The 16,565-nt window shown below is 71.5% G+C and carries 13 protein-coding genes and 2 pseudogenes; 4 read left to right on the plus strand and 11 right to left on the minus strand.

Annotated elements, in window-relative coordinates; genetic code table 11:
- Positions 1-173: 173 nt before the first annotated feature.
- From ACF1DX_RS32750 to ACF1DX_RS32765, 4 genes are all read right to left on the minus strand, one after another.
- Entirely contained in the window at positions 174-638 is a 465-nt protein-coding gene (locus tag ACF1DX_RS32750; protein ID WP_391794788.1) for a hypothetical protein, read from the minus strand.
- Positions 639-738: 100 nt separating this feature from the next.
- Positions 739-1,485, minus strand: a complete 747-nt coding sequence (locus ACF1DX_RS32755) for an SDR family oxidoreductase (protein WP_391794789.1) — start codon at positions 1,483-1,485, stop codon at positions 739-741.
- A gap of 146 nt (positions 1,486-1,631) precedes the next feature.
- On the minus strand, positions 1,632-2,834 hold the full coding sequence (locus ACF1DX_RS32760) for a globin domain-containing protein (protein ID WP_391794790.1): 1,203 nt from the start codon (positions 2,832-2,834) through the stop codon (positions 1,632-1,634).
- Between the two features lie 217 nt (positions 2,835-3,051).
- Entirely contained in the window at positions 3,052-3,525 is a 474-nt protein-coding gene (locus ACF1DX_RS32765; RefSeq protein WP_391794791.1) for a carboxymuconolactone decarboxylase family protein, read from the minus strand.
- A 267-nt stretch (positions 3,526-3,792) separates the two neighbouring features.
- Between ACF1DX_RS32765 and ACF1DX_RS32770 the strand changes: the two genes are divergently transcribed.
- On the plus strand, positions 3,793-5,301 hold the full coding sequence (locus tag ACF1DX_RS32770) for a PTS transporter subunit EIIC (RefSeq protein WP_391794792.1): 1,509 nt from the start codon (positions 3,793-3,795) through the stop codon (positions 5,299-5,301).
- A gap of 139 nt (positions 5,302-5,440) precedes the next feature.
- On the opposite strand, the gene ACF1DX_RS32775 is transcribed toward ACF1DX_RS32770, so the two are convergent.
- Positions 5,441-6,337 (minus strand): RNA polymerase sigma-70 factor, encoded by an 897-nt coding sequence (locus ACF1DX_RS32775; protein ID WP_391794793.1) that lies wholly within the window; start codon positions 6,335-6,337, stop codon positions 5,441-5,443.
- 329 nt (positions 6,338-6,666) lie between these two features.
- On the opposite strand from ACF1DX_RS32775, the gene ACF1DX_RS32780 reads away from it, so the two are divergent.
- Complete coding sequence (locus tag ACF1DX_RS32780) at positions 6,667-7,542, plus strand: endonuclease/exonuclease/phosphatase family protein (protein ID WP_391794794.1); 876 nt, start codon at positions 6,667-6,669, stop codon at positions 7,540-7,542.
- Positions 7,543-7,554: 12 nt separating this feature from the next.
- Here ACF1DX_RS32780 and ACF1DX_RS32785 read toward each other — a convergent pair whose 3' ends face one another.
- Both ACF1DX_RS32785 and ACF1DX_RS32790 read right to left on the minus strand, forming a co-directional pair.
- On the minus strand, positions 7,555-9,093 hold the full coding sequence (locus tag ACF1DX_RS32785) for an MFS transporter (protein ID WP_391794795.1): 1,539 nt from the start codon (positions 9,091-9,093) through the stop codon (positions 7,555-7,557).
- A gap of 263 nt (positions 9,094-9,356) precedes the next feature.
- A pseudogene (locus tag ACF1DX_RS32790) lies at positions 9,357-9,827 on the minus strand (hypothetical protein); the annotation flags it as partial.
- Between ACF1DX_RS32790 and ACF1DX_RS32795 the strand changes: the two are divergent.
- Positions 9,826-10,832: pseudogene (locus ACF1DX_RS32795) on the plus strand (formylglycine-generating enzyme family protein). The pseudogenes ACF1DX_RS32790 and ACF1DX_RS32795 sit on opposite strands and share 2 nt — an antisense overlap.
- Here the strand turns inward: ACF1DX_RS32795 and ACF1DX_RS32800 are convergent.
- Positions 10,788-11,900 (minus strand): amidohydrolase family protein, encoded by a 1,113-nt coding sequence (locus ACF1DX_RS32800; protein ID WP_391794796.1) that lies wholly within the window; start codon positions 11,898-11,900, stop codon positions 10,788-10,790. The pseudogene ACF1DX_RS32795 and the gene ACF1DX_RS32800 overlap by 45 nt on opposite strands.
- Positions 11,901-12,130: 230 nt before the next feature.
- Positions 12,131-13,180, minus strand: a complete 1,050-nt coding sequence (locus tag ACF1DX_RS32805; RefSeq protein WP_391794797.1) for an LLM class flavin-dependent oxidoreductase — start codon at positions 13,178-13,180, stop codon at positions 12,131-12,133.
- Positions 13,181-13,438: 258 nt separating this feature from the next.
- Between ACF1DX_RS32805 and ACF1DX_RS32810 the strand changes: the two genes are divergently transcribed.
- Complete coding sequence (locus tag ACF1DX_RS32810) at positions 13,439-14,677, plus strand: FAD-dependent oxidoreductase (RefSeq protein WP_391794798.1); 1,239 nt, start codon at positions 13,439-13,441, stop codon at positions 14,675-14,677.
- On the opposite strand, the gene ACF1DX_RS32815 is transcribed toward ACF1DX_RS32810, so the two are convergent.
- Positions 14,599-15,216: a TOPRIM nucleotidyl transferase/hydrolase domain-containing protein gene (locus ACF1DX_RS32815; protein ID WP_391794799.1), complete on the minus strand. Its 618-nt coding sequence runs from the start codon at positions 15,214-15,216 to the stop codon at positions 14,599-14,601. The two genes, ACF1DX_RS32810 and ACF1DX_RS32815, sit on opposite strands and share 79 nt — an antisense overlap.
- Before the next feature lie 105 nt (positions 15,217-15,321).
- Positions 15,322-16,404: a lytic polysaccharide monooxygenase gene (locus ACF1DX_RS32820; RefSeq protein ID WP_391794800.1), complete on the minus strand. Its 1,083-nt coding sequence runs from the start codon at positions 16,402-16,404 to the stop codon at positions 15,322-15,324.
- Positions 16,405-16,565 lie beyond the last annotated feature (161 nt).

Genomic DNA, 16,565 nt, shown 5'->3' on the forward strand with positions numbered 1-16,565 from the left:
CACCGGCGGCCGGGGCGGCACCTGGGGCATCGTAGTGCACCATCGGCCGCCCGCCGGGCACCAGGAACCCGGTCACCACATCCATGACACCGAGTACTCAGAACACTGTGACGCCAGGAATGTTGTGGGCCCGGTCCCTTTCTGTGCCGGGTGGGCCCGGAACCGCGGGAGGATCAGGAGCGCTTGGCGCGGTACAGGCCCCGGCCGCTGCGCCGGACGCGGGAGGTGGCGACGAGGCGGTCGAGGGTGCTGCGGACCGCGTTGATGCTCCCGCTGTCGGTGTCACGTCCGAGGGCCGCCGCCACATCGCGGGCCCGTACGTCGGCGTCCCCCACCGTGGCGAGGTGGTCGAGGATCTGCTCGGTGAGCCGGCCGTACCTCTTCCGCCCGTCCGCGCCCGCGTCGGCGGGTGCGTCCGCTCGGGGCGGTTCCGCCGCGGCGGCCGGGGCCGCGGGGACGGGGTCGCGCATCGGGACCTGGAGGGCGCCGAGAGCCCGCTGAACGGAGTCCACGTGGGCCACGACGGCGGCCAGTTCCCGCTCCAGGGCCTGCTTCTGCAACTTCAGGCGGTCCAGTTCCTCCTGGAGGCTTTCGGCGGTGACCTCGGTGGTGTGCGCTGTGCGGGCTCCAGAGATCATGTGTTCCCCTCGTCCTCGGCCTTCCCACCACAGCTTGTCGCCGACGGCGTCGGCACCGTTGCGGCACGGACGGGAGCGGCTGCGGGCGCCGGGGACCGGGTCAGCGCGTGTGGACGGCCATCCAGTCGTCATAACGGGTGGGGGCGAGACGGGCGTCGTCCTTGCCGGTGAGGACGTCCCCGCGGACGGCACCGAACATGCCGGCGCCGTCGTCCCTGACCACCGTGTGACGGGTGTCGCCACGGGCCTCCAGGGTGACCCGGCCCAGTTCGTCGAGGGGAAGGACCTCGGGGCCCGCGATGTTGCGGATTCCTCCCAGCGGGGCGCCCGCGGCCACCGAGGCGACCGCGTCGGCCACGTCCTCGGCGGCGATGACCTGGACCGGGGTGCCGGGCAGACGGACGGTGTCCCCTTCGGTGGTCCAGGACAGGATCGCGTCCACGAACTCCATGAACTGGGTGGCGCGCACGATGGAGTACGGGACCGGCCCGGCGGCCAGGAGCTCCTCCTGCAGGGCCTTCGCCCGGTAGTAGTCCAGCTCCGGCACCTGGTCCACACCGACGATGGAGAGGATGACGAAGTGACGCGCTCCGGCCTTCTCCGCGGCGGCCAGCAGCTTCTCCATCGAGGTCCGGAAGAAAGCGGGTGAGGCCTCGTCGAAGGTGGGGGAGTTCGTCAGGTCGACGATCACGTCGGCGCCCGCGGCGGCCTTCTCCAGCCCCTCACCGGTGAGCACGTCCACCCCGGTCGAGAGCGAGTGCGGCACCGCTTCGTGACCGGCGGCGTTCAGCTTCTCGACGACCTTCGACCCGATCAGTCCGGTACCGCCGAAGACTGCGATGCGCATGGTGTGCCCTTCCGGGAAGGAGCGACAGGGTGTTCATGGCCTGTCCGGCAACACGTTAGTGCCACTGTTGCGGCCGGCAAGGCGGAGCGCGCGTGTGACGCCGAAAGGCGGATCGTCCGGGTGACGGTCCGCCTTTCGGTCCGGTCCTACTTGCTGAGCCAGAGGTCGGGGCCGAACACCTCGTAGTGGATGTCCTTCGGGCCGACCCCCTGGGTGAGCAGGTCACCGCGGACGCCCCGCATGAAGGGCAGCGGACCGCACAGGAACGCGCTGACGCCCTCCCGCAGCGTCAGCCGGGTCACATCGGCCCGGCCCTCGTGGACGTGGGGCGGCACCTGCTCCCCGGGCGTCTCGTACCACACGTGCAGCGCGGCGTTCGGGAGTCGGCCGACCAGTTCCTCCGTCTCCAGGCGGTGCGCGTGGCGGGCGGGGGAGCGGTCGGCGTGCAGGACGGTGACGTGGCGCTCGGACGCGGTGTCGGCCAGGTGGTCCAGCATCGACAGCATGGGCGTGACGCCGATGCCGGCGGAGGCGAGCAGCAGCGGGCTGTCGCCCTCGGGGAGCACCAGGTCGCCGAAGGGCAGGGAGACCTTGAGGAGGTCACCCGGGCGGGCGTGCGCGTGGAGCCAGGACGACACCTCTCCCTCGGGCATCCGGCCGTCGGCGGAGCGCTCCCGCTTCACGGTGATCCGCCAGGTCTTGCGGCCCGGAGCGGAGGAGAGGCTGTACTGGCGTATCTGCTTCGCCCCGTCGGGGAGTTCGACCTGGACGCTGACGTACTGGCCGGGCGTGAACGGCTCGGTGGGATCGCCGTCGGGGCGGCGCAGCTCGAAGGAGGCCGCGTCGACCGACTCCTCGACGCGGTCGGCGATCTCCATGTCCCGCCAGACGGCCCCGTTCTCGACCCCCGCTCCGGCGTACAGCCGTGCCTCCATGGCGATCAGCGCGTTGGCCATGAGCCAGTACACCTCGTCCCAGGCGGCTCCCACCTCGGGGGTCACGGCGTCCCCGAGGACCTCGCCGACGGCCCCCATCAGATGCCGGCCCACGAGCGTGTACTGGTCGGCGGTGATGCCCAGGGAGGCGTGCTTGTGGGCGATGCGTCCGAGGACGGCGTCGGGACGCTCACCGGGCCGCTCCACCAGCGTGGTGGCGAAGGCCGCGACGGCGCCGGCGAGGGCCTCGCGCTGGGCGCCGCTGGCCTGGTTCGCCCGGTTGAACAGGCTGCGCAGCAGATCCGGGCGCTCCTCGAACATCCGGCGGTAGAACAGCTCGGTGATGCTGCCGAGGGAGCCCCCGACGGCGGGCAACGTGGCCCGGACGACCGGGATCGACTGGGTGGAAAGCATCCTCTGGCTCCTTGATCGGCACTGACGTGCTTCGTGGATCGCGCGCAGCAGCATGCTAGTTAATTGGCATCTAATATTCCTATTTAAGAGAGTGTGATCTGTACGACCCTCCCGCGCGCACCGCCGACGGACAGCGGGGCGGGCAGTACGTCGAGGACGTACGACGTGCTGCCCGTGTCCATTCCCGGCTTCGTCCGCCGGTGCCGGGGTGGGCGCCTCAGCCGAACTGGCCGGGCTGGTAGTCGCCGGCGGGCTGCCGGTTGATGACGTTGATGCGGTTGTAGGCGTTGATGATCGCGATCAGCGAGATCAGCGCGGCGAGTTCGTCCTCGTCGTAGTACTTCGCGGCGTCCGCCCAGGCCTCGTCCGTGACACCACCGGCGGCGTCCGCGATGCGGGTGCCCTGCTCGGCCAGTTCCAGGGCGGCGCGCTCGGCCTCGGTGAAGACCTTGGCCTCACGCCACGTGGCCACCAGGTTGAGGCGCTGCTGGGTCTCGCCCGCGGCGGTGGCGTCCTTGGTGTGCATGTCGGTGCAGAAGCCGCAGCCGTTGATCTGGCTGGCGCGGATCTTCACCAGTTCCTGGGTCGCGACCGGCAGCGCCGAGTCGTGCACCACCTTGTTCGCCGAGTTGATGTGCTTGAGCACCTTGCCGGCGAGCGCGTTGCCGAAGAGGTCGATGCGAGCGTCCATGGGGGATCCATCCTCCGTAGTGCGGTTACACCCGGATGACCGGGTGGGGGTGGCTCCCCGTGACACCAATCCGATGTGACGTGCGTCACCGCTCCGGCGTTCACGTGGTCCGGTCGACACGGTGGCGAACGGTGTGCGGCCGGCCTGCCGCTTTCGGGCGCTTGACGCTCCGGGGTGCTGAAAATATCTTTCAATTTCGAGCGGAACACAGGAAAGAAAATTTCAAAGACGCGCCGACTCCCCCTCACAGCAAGGCATGACCGCACCATGAGCGAAGAGAACAAGCATCACGCCACCGCTGCCGCCATCCTCCCCCTGGTCGGAGGCGCGCAGAACGTGACGTCGGTGACCCACTGCATGACCCGTCTCAGGCTGGGACTGCGCGACCAGTCCCTCGTACAGGACGAGCGGCTCAAAGCCCTCCCCGCGGTCATGGGGGTCGTCGAGGACGACACCTACCAGATCGTGCTGGGACCGGGAGCGGTGGCGCGTGTCACCCCGGAGTTCGAGGCCCTGGTCGAGGCGGAGAAGGCCGGGGCCGCGACGGCGTCCCCCGCCCCGGACCGCGGGGGCGACCCCGTGACGGCCGAGGCGCTCGCCGAGCGGGGAGCGGCGCTCAGGGCGGAACGGAAGGCGAGGAACGCCACGCCGTTCAAGCTGTTCCTGCGCCGCATCGCGAACATCTTCGTGCCGCTGATTCCCGCGCTCATCGGCTGCGGCATCATCGCGGGCCTGAACGGCCTGCTGGTCAACCTGCACTGGCTGCCGGGAATCACCCCGGCCCTGACCGCCGTGGCGTCCGGGTTCATGGCGCTGATCGCCGTCTTCGTCGGCCACAACACGGCCAAGGAGTTCGGCGGTACGCCGATCCTGGGCGGTGCCGTCGCGTCGGTCGTCGTCTACGCGGGAGTGGCGGACGTCGAGGCGTTCGGCCGGCACCTCTCACCGGGACAGGGCGGCGTACTCGGTGCCCTGGGTGCCGCGTGGCTCGGCGTGTACGTGGAGAAGTGGTGCCGGCGCCGGGTGCCCGAGGCCGTCGACGTCCTGGTGACGCCCACCGTCACCGTGCTCGTGGCCGGACTGGCGACCCTGTTCGGTCTGATGTTCCTCGCCGGCGAGGTGTCCACCTGGATCGGCGACGCCGCCGACTGGCTGCTGTCCCACGGTGGCGCGGGTGCCGGGTTCCTCCTCGGGGGCCTCTTCCTGCCGCTGGTCATGCTGGGCCTGCACCAGGCCCTGATCCCCATCCACACGACCCTCATCGAGGGCGCCGGCTTCACCGTCCTGCTGCCGATCCTCGCGATGGCGGGCGCGGGACAGGTCGGTGCGGCGATCGCGGTCTACTACCGGCTGCCGCACAACACCTCGGTCCGGACGACCGTCAAGTCCGCGCTCTGGCCCGGCTTCCTCGGCGTCGGAGAGCCCCTCATCTACGGCGTGTCCCTCCCCCTGGGGCGTCCGTTCATCACCGCTTGCGCGGGCGGAGCCTTCGGCGGCGCGTTCGTCGGCCTCTTCAACCAGCTGGGCACGGACGTCGGTTCGACCGCGATCGGCCCCTCCGGGTGGGCACTGTTCCCGCTCCTCGACGGCGACCACGGTCCGGCGCGGACGGTCGCCGTCTACGCCGCCGGTCTGCTCGTCGGTTATGCGACGGGCTTCCTCGCCACCTACTGCTTCGGCTTCACGAAGACCATGCTCACGGAACTCGACAAGGCGCCCGCCCCTCCGGCGGAGGGCCGGCCCGTCCCCGCGGAACGGGCCGCCGAAAAGGTCTGACCCGGTCCCCGGACGCCGTCCCGTCAGGGCCGGCACGACGGGGGATTCCGTACGACGCGGCCGGCGCGGACGCGCTTCGAGTACGGAGGCCCGGCACGGGCGGGCCCCAAAGAGCCCGGGGCCCGCGCCCGGAGGCGGTTCAGCCCTTCAGGGACGCCACATAGGCAGACAGCTTGTCCGGGTTCATCACCCACATGATCCGGTCGATCCCGTCCGCCGACACGTCGACGGACAGCAGTGCCACGGCGTTCTCGCCGACGGAGACGAGCACGGCCGGCCGCCCGTTGGCCTCGACCCACCGGGTCCGCGCCGGTGGCCAGAACCGAGGCGCGAAGGCGGTGAGGTACTTGGCGACGTGGTCACGTCCCACGACCGGGATCTTCGACGCGCCCCGGATGCCCCCGCCGTCCGCGTAGCTGACGACGTCGGCGGCGAGGACCTTCTCCAGCACCGCCAGATCGCCCTTCTGCGCGGCGGCGAGGAACACCTCCAGCAGGCGCCGGTGATCGGCGGGGCTGACGGGTTCCCTGCGCTCGGCGGCAAGGTGCTTGCGCGCACGGCTCACCAGTTGCCGTGTGTTGGCCTCACTGGTCTCCAGGATGTCCGCGACCTGCTTGTAGGGGTAGTCGAAGGCTTCCCGCAGCACATAGGCGCCCCGCTCCAGCGGGTTCAGCTTCTCGAGCAGGAGGAGGACCGCCAGTTCCAGCGCCTCGGCACGCTCCGCGCCCAGCTGCGGATCCTGACCGGTGTCGACCGGTTCGGGGAGCCACGGCCCGACGTAGGACTCCCGCCGCACCCGCGCGGACTGCGCGACGTTGATGGCCAGGCGCGTGGTGATCGTGGTCAGGAAGGCCGCGGGCTCGTGGATGTCGCCGCGGTCGGTGTTCTGCCACCGCAGCCATGCCTCCTGGAGGACGTCCTCGGCCTCCGCGGAACTGCCGAGCACGCGGTACGCGATCCCGAACAGTCGCGGACGTGCCGCGATGAAATCCCCCGTGGCCCGCTCGAGGGAATCGGTGTCGTCCCCGGTGCGCATGGTCGCCCCTTCCGGCTCCTGCGCGACCATGCTACAAGCCGGTCCGACGGCGTGCGCCCGGGACGTGGGAGCCCGCACACCGTCATGAACCCGGGATGACACACCGTTTCACTCCGCGGCGTGCACGCCGGCCCGCGACGGAAACGGACTCGTCACCGTGGCCCGCCCCGTTCCGGCGCCGACGCCCGGCACCCCGAACCGGGCGCCCGCGACGGCGCACGGGGAGATTCCGGCAGGCCCCGACCGGACGGTACGGTGCTGCGACGACGGACGAAAGCCCCCACGGAACGCACTGTGCCGGTCCTGCCCCTACCTGACCTGGAGAAGGTGTGAAGCCCAGATCCCGACGTCCTGTCCGCGCCACCGCCGTACTCGCCGTCGTACTCGCCGCCGTCCTGCCAATCACGGCCGCACCGGCCACGGCCGCCGGTGCTCCCGGCGCACACGCCCCCGCGGTGCCGCTGCGGGTGGCGACGTACAACATTCACGCCGGGGCCGGCCAGGACCAGGTCTTCGACCTGGACCGCACCGCGACGGCCCTGCGCGACCTGCACGCCGACGTGATCGGCCTCCAGGAGGTAGACGTCCACTGGGGTGCCCGGAGCGACTTCGCCGACGAGGCACGCGCACTGGCCGAGAAGCTGGACATGCGGGTGTTCTTCGCACCGATCTACGACCTGGACCCGGCCGACCAGGGCGGTGAGCGGCGGCAGTTCGGCGTCGCCGTGTTGAGCCGCCACCCGGTGCTCGCCGCCGAGAACCACGAGATCACCCGGCTCTCCACCCAGACACCCGATCCGATACCGGCCCCGGCGCCCGGCTTCGCCGAGGTGGTGGTCGATGTGCGGGGTGCCCACGTGCACGTCTACACTACGCACCTGGACTACCGGGCCGACCCGTCGGTCCGCGAGGCCCAGGTGGCGGACATGCTCGGCGTCCTGGCCGCCGACCGCGGACCGAAGATCCTGGTCGGCGACTTCAACGCCGAGGCGACCGCCCCCGAGTTGGCGCCGCTGTGGGAGCGACTGCGGGACGCCGCCCCCGACGCCGGCGGGACGTACCCGGCGATCGACCCGGTCAAGCGCATCGACCTGATCACCGTCTCGCCCGGCGTCCGCGTGACCGGCGCCCGTACGGTGGCGACGGAGGCGTCGGACCACCGGCCCGTGGTCACGGACCTGAAGGTCCGCCGGTACGGAAGGTAGCGGGAGGCGCCCTCACCCGCCCTGAAGGCGTTGCAGGTCGGAGAGGCGGACCTGGATGGCCACCACGGCGATCAGCGCGGCGAGCACGGCGAAGATCGCCGCCATGACGAAGGCCGCCGAGACCCCGGAGGTGAGGACCTCGTCGGCCCAGGGCGGTGGCAGCTCCCCGGTGCGCCGGAAGCGCAGGCGCTCGGCGGGGGTCGCCTGCCGCAGGAAAAGCGGAACCTGTTTCTCCGCCTCGTTGTTGCTCGCCGTACCGAACACCGTGACCAGAATGGACAGACCGAGCGAGCCGCCGACCTGCTGGGTGGCGTTGAGGAGGCCGGAGGCCGCGCCGCTCTCCCGCACGGGCACGTCCGACAGCGCCATCAGCGTCAGCGACACGAACTCCATGCCCATGCCGAGGCTGAAGACCAGCATCGGCCCGAGGACGCTGCCCGCGTAGGTGGAGTGGACGTCGGTCAGCGTCAGCCAGCCCAGGCCCGCCGCCGCGAGGACACCGCCCCCGACCATGAAGGGCTTGGGCCCGTACACGGGCAGGAACCGTGAGGCCAGCCCGGCACCGATCGCGATGACCGCGCTGACCGGCAGGAAGGCGAGTCCGGCCCGCAGGGGACTGAAGTCCAGTACGTTCTGCACGAAGAGCGTCAGGAAGAAGAACATGCCGAACATCGCCGCGGCCAGGCACAGCATGATGCCGTACGTGCCCGCGCGGTTGCGGTCGGCGAACATGTGCAGCGGGGTGATCGGCTGTCTCGACCCCCTCTCGACCAGGACGAACCCGGCGAGGACGAGGACGGCCGCGGCGAACGAGGCCAGGGTGAGCGCGTCCCGCCAGCCGTCCTGCGCGGCCCTGATGAACCCGTAGACCAGCAGCACCATGCCGGCGGTGGAGGTCAGCGCGCCGGTGAGGTCGAAGCGGCCCGGGTGGCGTTCGGACTCCTTGATCCAGCGTGGTGCGGCGAGGGCGATGAGCAGCCCGATCGGGACGTTGACGAAGAGCACCCACCGCCAGTTCAGCCACTCGACGAGCACACCTCCGGCGAGCAGTCCGATCGCGCCGCCGCCCGCCGACACCGCGGCGAAGACCCCGAAGGCCCGGTTGCGTTCCGGCCCTTCGCGGAAGGTCGTACTGATCAGGGCGAGGGACGTCGGGGAGGCGATGGCGCCTCCCACGCCCTGGAGGGCGCGGGCGGCGAGGAGTTGGCCGGAGTTCTGGGCGAGCCCGCCGAGCAGCGACGCCAGTACGAAGAGCAGCACGCCGGCGACGAAGACGCGCCGTCTGCCGAGGATGTCACCGGCCCGGCCGCCGAGCAGCAGCAGACCGCCGAAGGTCAGGGTGTAGGCGTTGACCACCCACGACAGGCTGGTGGTGGAGAAGTCCAGGGAGCGCTGGATGTGCGGCAGCGCGATGTTCACGATGGTGATGTCCAGCACCACCATCAGCTGACACGACGCGATGACCAGCAGCGCCATCACGTTTCCACCGCCGCCGGTGTCCTGGGCGGCGTTCTGCGGTGCGGAGGCCGGTCGCGGACTGCTTCTGGTCATGCCGGGTCACCCTTTCGGGGGTCCACCGTTCGACCGTACGCGCACGTCTCCTCGCCTACATCTCGATCACCACGGCCCGCCGGAGGCCGGTGACCGGCCGGGAAGTCCCGCCGGTCGCCGGTGCCGCCCGGCAGCCCGAGCCGCCCGGACCGGGCCGGGGTTCCCCGCGGTGCGGCGGATTCGGCTCCCAGCCTGCCGCTCCGGTCTCCGCGAGCCACCGGCGGGGCAGGGCGAACCGCGCCGCTCACCGGATCAACTGCCTGTCATCGGCCCGCATCACGGCGTTCGACGTACAGGCGGGCATCCTTCCTGCCGGTCCACTCCAGCCGTACGACACCGGGCACGGCGGCGTCGGCGACGCGCTCCGGGTCCTTCCAGTAGCCCTGGGCCGGGTTCCGGAAGAACGTCGCCCACAGGCCGCCCCCGTGGTCCTCGAAGAAGTTGTTGTGACCGGCGCCGACACCCGCGGTCCACCGCTCGGAGTACGGGCCCTCGAAGCTGTCCGAGACGGCGACGATCGCGTCGTACTGGTACTGCACGCGGCCCGCCCCGGGCGGGTCGTAGGCGTTGCGCGTGCTTCCGTAGGCATCGACCGACGTGCGGTCCCACGAGGCGTGGACCAGGTAGTACCTGCCCTTGTACGTGAACACGTACGCGCCCTCGAGGTACGGCTCGGGGGAGTAGGGCGTCTGCTGGAACCTCGGGAGGTCCGTCGTCGTGACGGTGTCCTCCATGACCAGTCATCACCCTTCCTGCTGCACCCCGGCCGACACACCGGTCATCCTCACCGTGCCACCCGCGCCGACGGCCGTACCCGACGCGGGACAGCGCTCGACCCGCGGGCAGGTCCGTCTGCCCGGGGGCGAGTTCGCCATGGGCGACGCCTTCGACGAGGGGTACCGCGCCGACGGCGAGACCCTCGTCCACCCGGTGCGTCTCAAGCCCTTCCACATCGACGAGACCGCCGTCACCAACGCCCGGTTCGCGGTCTTCGTCAAGGCCACCGGCCATGTCACCGACGCCGAACGCCACGGCTCCTCGGCGGTCTTCCGCCTCGTGGTCGACGCCGACCCGTCCGATGTCCTCGGCGCCGCGGCCGGAACGCCCTGGTGGATCAATGTCGGGGGGCGCCCACTGGTGCCGCCCCGAAGGCGGCCGGTCCGACATCACCGGCCGGCAGAACCACCCCGTCGTCCACGTCTCGTGGAACGACGCGACCGCCTACGCCCGGTGGGCGGGCAAACGCCTGCCCACCGAGGCCGAGTGGGAGTACGCGGCACGCGGCGGCCTGGCCGGACGCCGCTACGCCTGGGGTGACGACCTCACCCCCGACGGCCGCTGGCGCTGCGACATCTGGCAGGGACGCTTCCCCCACACCGACACCGCCGAGGACGGCCACCTCACCACCGCGCCGGTGAAGTCCTACCGCCCCAACGGCTTCGGCCTGTGGAACACCGCCGGCAACGTGTGGGAATGGTGCGCCGACTGGTTCTCGCCCACCTACTACGCCCACTCCGCCCCACAGGACCCGCGGCCCGGACACCGGAACCGCACGGGTCCTGCGCGGCGGCTCGTACCTCTGCCACGACTCCTACTGCAACCGCTGCCGGGTCGCGGCCCGCTCCTCCAACACCCCGGAGTCGTCCTCGGCCAACCTGGGCTTCCGCTGCGCCAACGACTTGCCGTCCCCGGAATCAGGTGATGCCGCAGGCGCGCTTCAGCGCGGGGACGAGGCGTAGCGCGTTGTCGCGGTAGATGCCGCGGCGCTGGTGATCGGTGAACGCGTGGTCGGCCTCGACGGCCGGCCCCGTGAAGCCGGTGATGATGTCGGCGGAGGCGGCCGGCCAGTCGGTGCCGTACAGGATCCGGTCGGCACCGGCCGTGGCCACCAGGGTGCACGCGGGGGAGAGGGGGCCGGCCGTGTCGTAGTAGAAGCGGTGGAGATAGTCCCGCACACGGGCGGCGTCGATGGGCGGGACGCAGAAGCCACCGAAGGCGTCGATACGGGTGGCGATGTGAGGAAGGAACCCGCCGGCATGCGGCAGGACGACTGACAGACGCGGGTACCGGTCGAGTGTCCGGGTGCGGATCAGATTGACCGCGGCGCGCGTGGTGTCCAACGCGAAGTCGCACATGAAATTCGGGATGCCCGCAACGGTGGGTACCCCCGGTGGTCTGCCCGGGAGATCCAGGGGGTGCGTGAAGAGAACGCCGGAGCGTTCGTCGAGTTCGGCGAGGAAGCGGTCGTACGAAGGATCACCGAGGTACACACCGTTGTAGTTGGCCTTCACACTCACTCCGACGGCGCCGAGGTCGTCGAAGGCCCGGCGGAGGGCCCACGTGGTGACTTCGGGGTGATCCAGGAGGGCAGGGCAGAGGAAGGCGAACCGGCCCGGGTGCTCATGCGTCAGGTCGGTCAGCGCTTCGAAAACGACGGTGAGCCCCTCCTTCGCCTGGGCCGGGGTGCGGTACCGGTCCTGCATGGTGGGATTGAGGACGGCGGTCGCGATCCCCACCCGGTCCATCACATCGAGCGCGGAGTCCACGTCCCAACGCGCCCACCACAGCAGTTCCTGCCGCCGCAGCAGGCCTTCGCGCTCCGCCCAGTCCACCCATGCCGGAGCGGTGACATGGTGATGGACATCGATCTTCGTCCGCCAGGCGGCGTCGTCACCTGCCGTGTCGGTCGGTCTCACCGTCCCCCGGGCGAGAGCGCGGGACTCGTCGGGGGCGGCGGTCACGGACGCCGCGGCCCCGCCGGCTATGAGAAGACTGCGCCGGCTCACGGACCGGCGGGAATTCGACATGTGCACATCCGTCCGTTGCCACCGTCTGCTGTCGTACCACGGTGACCCGGCGGCGGGCCGGTGAACTCCCGGGCCTGCTCCGTCGGGGGGACGGATTCCGCCGGACGGAGCAGCACCTCTCGGGAGTACGGCCTCCCAGGCGTTCGGGCGGTGCAGCGGTGGCTGCCGCAGCCGTCCTCCGCACGGGGGAACATCGCGTGGGTATGGGCGACCGCGTCCGGGTCCTCACCTCATGTCAGCACGGGCATGATCTCCTGATGTATCAGCCGCAGTTGGTCGTCCGCGTCCGCCACGTCCGCCAGATCCCGGCCGGTGAAGGCCCGCACCAGCCGCCGGTCGGTGACGGCGCAGATGACGTGGTTCACGCCGCTGGGCGCGATCTGGGTACGGATCTTCTCCGCGCACTCGGCCGGGGTGCCCGCGACGGACAGCCGCTCGGCGACCTCGGGCGTGGTGAGTTCGATGCCCCGCGCCAGATCGCCGGCGCCGATCGCCTCGATCACCGGTTTCAGCTCGGCGGGCTCGACGCCGTTGCGGCGCAGTTGCTCCTCGGGCATGGAGGAGGCGTAGATGCCCACCATGCTGCGGGCCGCCTCCTTCGCCGACCGGGAGTCGGGCCCGGTGGCGAACACCACCCAGGCGCCGATGTCGAGGGAGCGCCAGTCCTTGCCCGCCCGCTCCGCGCCGGCCTTGATGTGGCGGACCGCGTACGCGTAGGCCTCCGCGGTGTAGCTCAGCGCGTGGTGGCAGCCGTCGGACAGTTCACCGGCCGCCTCGAAGGACTTGGGTCCCCGCATCGCCCCGAGCTTCAGGGGTACGTGCCGCTGGACCGGGCGGGCGAAGGTGAACAGCCCGTCGTAGGAGTAGAAATCGCCGCGGTGGGTGATGGTGCCCTCGTCCAGCAGCGTCCGCACCACATGCAGTGCCTCCTTGACGCGGGACAGGGGCCGGGTACGGGTCCAGTCGATGCCGTACTGCGCCAGGAGGCCGAAGTTGCCGCTGGACAGCACGGCCTCGGCGCGGCCGTCGGAGAGTTCGTCGAGTGTGGCCAGGGCCTGCGCGATCAGTGTGGGCTCGCGCAGGGTGACGGGCGAGACGCTGGGTCCCAGGCGGATGGTGCGGGTCCGGCCGGCGGCCGCCGCGAACAGCAGCCACAGGTCCTTGTGCCAGGTCTCGTCCGCGGCGTAACAGGCGTAGAAGCCCAGTTCGTCGGCGAGCTCGATGGACGCCAGCGAATCCCGCAGCGGATAGTCGGGTAACAGGGCGTAGCTGAACCTCATGGGCGTGTCCTCTCCGGCCTCGGCCGATCGGTCACCGACCCGACCAGTGTTCAGGCCGGTCCGGCCGCCGGCCAGGGCGCGCACAGGCCACTTCCCACGTTCGGCGAACAAGGTTCACGCCCGCTTCACACCCGGCGCGGCGGGTGCGACGCGAGCCCGAGCCGTATCCGCGAGCTTGCCGCATCTATCGAATCTCGATAGTTTCCCATCGTGATTCGATCGAAGCGTTCGCCTTCGACGGCCTGAAGGAGCACAGCCATGCCCACAGCAACCCCCACCCCCCACCGCCCCGGAGACACGGCCGAAACGGATGTGCTGGTGGTCGGTGCCGGACTGGCCGGCCTGCACGTCGCCACACTGCTCGCCCGGCGGGGCCACGACGTGCTTCTGGCCGAACGGCGGACCGCCCTCGGCGGCGCGATCCGCACCACCGGGATCTTCGTGCGGAAGACGCTCGACGACTTTCCGCTGCCCGATGAGCACCTCGGACCGCCGATCCGGCGCGTGGTGCTGTATCCGCCCGGTCTGTGCCGCCCCGTCAGCCTGGTCAGCGACCGTGACGAGTTCCGGGTGGGGGACATGGCGCCGCTGTACGAGGCGGCGGCCGCCGCCGCGGTCGACGCCGGCGTGCGGCTGGCGCTGGGCACCCGCTACGCCGGCCGGCGGGACGGCACCTTCCGCCTGGTGGGCCGCGACGGGCCGGCCGCGGTCCGGGCGCGCTTCGTCATCGGCGCCGACGGAGCGCGTTCGAGCGTCGCCCGCGACCTCGGCCTCGACCGCAACCGCCGGCTGCTGATCGGGGCCGAGGAGGTCTTCGAGGTGCCCGCGAGCGGTGAACCCCCGACCTTCCACTGCATCCTCGACCCCTCGCTCGCCCCCGGGTACCTGGCCTGGGTGGTCAACGACGGGCGGCACGCCCACGTGGGGGTCGCGGGCTACGCCGACCGCTTCCCCCAGGGCCTGCGCCGGACCATGGAGCGGTTCAGCGCCTCGGCCCCCGGGCTGGCCGGCGTGGACCGGCCCGAGGCGGTGGAGCGACGCGGGGGCCCGATCCCCGTCGGCGGGGTGCTGCGCCGCATCGCCTGTGCCGAGGGACTCCTGGTGGGGGACGCGGCGGGCGCGGTCTCGCCCCTCACCGCCGGGGGCCTGGATCCGTGCCTGCGACTGTCGGAGCTGGCCGCCTCCGTCCTCGACGACGCGCTGCGGTCGGGGCGGCCGGAGGCGCTGGCCCACTACAGCGGAGCCGCCCTGCGCGCGCGGTTCCGGGGCCGGCTCACTCTGCGCAGGGGCCTGGCGCACATACGGACACCGGCCGCGTCCACCGCGGCGTTCGCCCTGCTGCGCACACCGCTCGGCCGGGCCGCGGCCGGCCGTGTCCTCTTCGGCGACCGGTCCTTCCCCGGCCCGTCGCCCACCGGTCAGAGGCCGGCGAGCAGACCGTCGAGCGGGGCGGGTACGCGCTCGGGGTGGAGGGCCTCGACGAGAACACGACCGTAGTGGATCTTGCGGCCCTTCTTCGTGCCGAGGAAACGCCGCAACCGCTCCTGTGCGGTGCGGTCCCGCTGGGCGGGCTGGCTCAGGAAGGTCCGCAGGGGGCGCAGGTCGCCCTCCGCCCGGACCAGTTCCTCCACCCGCGTCACCCCCAGCGCGCGGATGAGTTCGTCCTCCAGGTCCGCGGCACAGACGAAGAACTCCCGCCGTGCGACACCGGCCCGCTCCAGCCCGCGGGCGTAGTAACCGCGTTCGCCCTCGTCGCACAGCCCCGTGAGGCGCAGGCCCAGGCCGGGCGGCCCGAGCAGACGGGCGAAGCGCCCGATGTTCATCGCGCCTCCCATCGGCAGGACGCAGACCCCCTCGGCCGCCAGGTCCCGGCCGCGGCCCGCGGCCAGCGCGTCGACCGCCGCGGCGTCGCTCAGTCCTTCGAGCAGGACCGCCGTCCGGACGTCGAGCCGCGCCGCCAGCCCGCGCGCGGGGCCGCCCGGGCCACCGGCCGCCCACGCGGTGACCGCGTCCCGGAACAACTCCATGTCAGCCATGGGACGAGTCTCCGCCTTCCCCGGGCGCCGGCGGTAGGGGATTTCCGCCGGCGGCCCGCGGGGCGGACGGCACCGGTGGGCGCCGGTGCCGTCCGCCGAGGCCGGTTACGGCGTCACGCAGCCGATCGTGCCCACCGGGAAGTCATTGCCCGACGACGTGGCCGTGAAGCCGAACGTCACGCTTCCGTCAGGGTTGACCACACGGTTGTGATCGACGTTCCGTACCGTCACCGTGCCGTCGGATCCCTTGGTCAGGGAGCCGTTCCACGCACTGCCGATCGTGGTCCCGGCGCCGGGCTTCCACTGCACGGCCCAGCCGTTGAGCGGTGACGTCCCGTGGTTCATCACCTCGACGGAGCCCTGGAAGCCGCCGCTCCAGGAGTTCACCACGTTGTAGACGGCCATGCAGGAACCGGTGTGCGGGGGATCCGTCGGGTCCGGGTCCGTCGGGTCCGGGTCCGGTGTGCCGCCGGAGTCGCCGATGCCGGTCACCTCGCCGTTGCCGCCGTCGAAGACGATGTCGGAGCAGGAGAAGAAGTTCTCCTGGCTGTCCGAACGCACCCACTGCATGAAGATCAGCGCGTCCCCGGAGCGGCCGGAGGGCAGCTTGAGATCCCAGTAGTAGTGGCCCCCGTTGGCGCCGGCCGAGCCCCGCTGGGGCGGGTTGGTGACGGTCTGGATGAGCTCCAGGTCGTTCCAGCCCAGTTGCGACGTGGGCGACCAGCCGGGCTTGGTGAGGTAGACCCGGAAGTCACCGGGATGGGCGGCCCAGTTGCTGTACTGCACCTTGACCGTCGCTCCGGACGTCAGATGCGTCCGGGGCCAGTCGGAGCGGGCCGCGTTGTAGGCGGAGAAGTCGTACGGGGAGCGGTCGCCCGCGCTGCAGAGCGTGCCGTCCGGGACGTAACCGGCCCCCCGCCCGCCCGCGTTGGAGTCGAGGACGGCGAACCAGTTGTACAGCGCCGTGGCGCCGCTCCGGTCCAGCGCGTCCTGGCACGCCGGGTTGCTCGGGTCCAGTGCGCCGGTGCCGGTGATGGCGTCCAGCTGACAGAGGTAGGTGCGCGATCCGGGCATCATCGCCACGCCGTGCGCCCGCGCGTCGTCCTGCCAGAGGAAGCTCAGGCCGAGCCCTCCGAGGAGGGTGGCCAGTACTGCTGCCAAGGAGACGAATCTCCGTCGTAAGAGCATGGGGATCTCCTGTGCCGGTAGTGGATGGGTCGGGGAGCGGCGGGAGGTGGAATCCCCGCCCGTCGGGGAGGGGCGTCGACCGGACGGGCGGGGGGTTCGGGGGGCGGGACCCGGGGCCCGCCCTGTCGGCGCAGGGAGGAAGAGCGGGCCCCGGGCCCGGG

Origin of the sequence: Streptomyces sp. NPDC014676 (genome assembly GCF_043084105.1) — a bacterium.
Lineage (GTDB): Bacteria > Actinomycetota > Actinomycetes > Streptomycetales > Streptomycetaceae > Streptomyces.

Bases quoted from the DNA above. Each gene is read 5' to 3' on its own strand.
- ACF1DX_RS32750 (WP_391794788.1), bottom strand. From the start codon at position 638: ATGATCTCTGGAGCCCGCACAGCGCACACCACCGAGGTCACCGCCGAA.
- ACF1DX_RS32755 (WP_391794789.1), bottom strand. From the start codon at position 1,485: ATGCGCATCGCAGTCTTCGGCGGTACCGGACTGATCGGGTCGAAGGTC.
- ACF1DX_RS32760 (WP_391794790.1), bottom strand. From the start codon at position 2,834: ATGCTTTCCACCCAGTCGATCCCGGTCGTCCGGGCCACGTTGCCCGCC.
- ACF1DX_RS32765 (WP_391794791.1), bottom strand. From the start codon at position 3,525: ATGGACGCTCGCATCGACCTCTTCGGCAACGCGCTCGCCGGCAAGGTG.
- ACF1DX_RS32770 (WP_391794792.1), top strand. From the start codon at position 3,793: ATGAGCGAAGAGAACAAGCATCACGCCACCGCTGCCGCCATCCTCCCC.
- ACF1DX_RS32775 (WP_391794793.1), bottom strand. From the start codon at position 6,337: ATGCGCACCGGGGACGACACCGATTCCCTCGAGCGGGCCACGGGGGAT.
- ACF1DX_RS32785 (WP_391794795.1), bottom strand. From the start codon at position 9,093: ATGACCAGAAGCAGTCCGCGACCGGCCTCCGCACCGCAGAACGCCGCC.
- ACF1DX_RS32800 (WP_391794796.1), bottom strand. From the start codon at position 11,900: ATGTCGAATTCCCGCCGGTCCGTGAGCCGGCGCAGTCTTCTCATAGCC.
- ACF1DX_RS32805 (WP_391794797.1), bottom strand. From the start codon at position 13,180: ATGAGGTTCAGCTACGCCCTGTTACCCGACTATCCGCTGCGGGATTCG.
- ACF1DX_RS32810 (WP_391794798.1), top strand. From the start codon at position 13,439: ATGCCCACAGCAACCCCCACCCCCCACCGCCCCGGAGACACGGCCGAA.
- ACF1DX_RS32815 (WP_391794799.1), bottom strand. From the start codon at position 15,216: ATGGCTGACATGGAGTTGTTCCGGGACGCGGTCACCGCGTGGGCGGCC.
- ACF1DX_RS32820 (WP_391794800.1), bottom strand. From the start codon at position 16,404: ATGCTCTTACGACGGAGATTCGTCTCCTTGGCAGCAGTACTGGCCACC.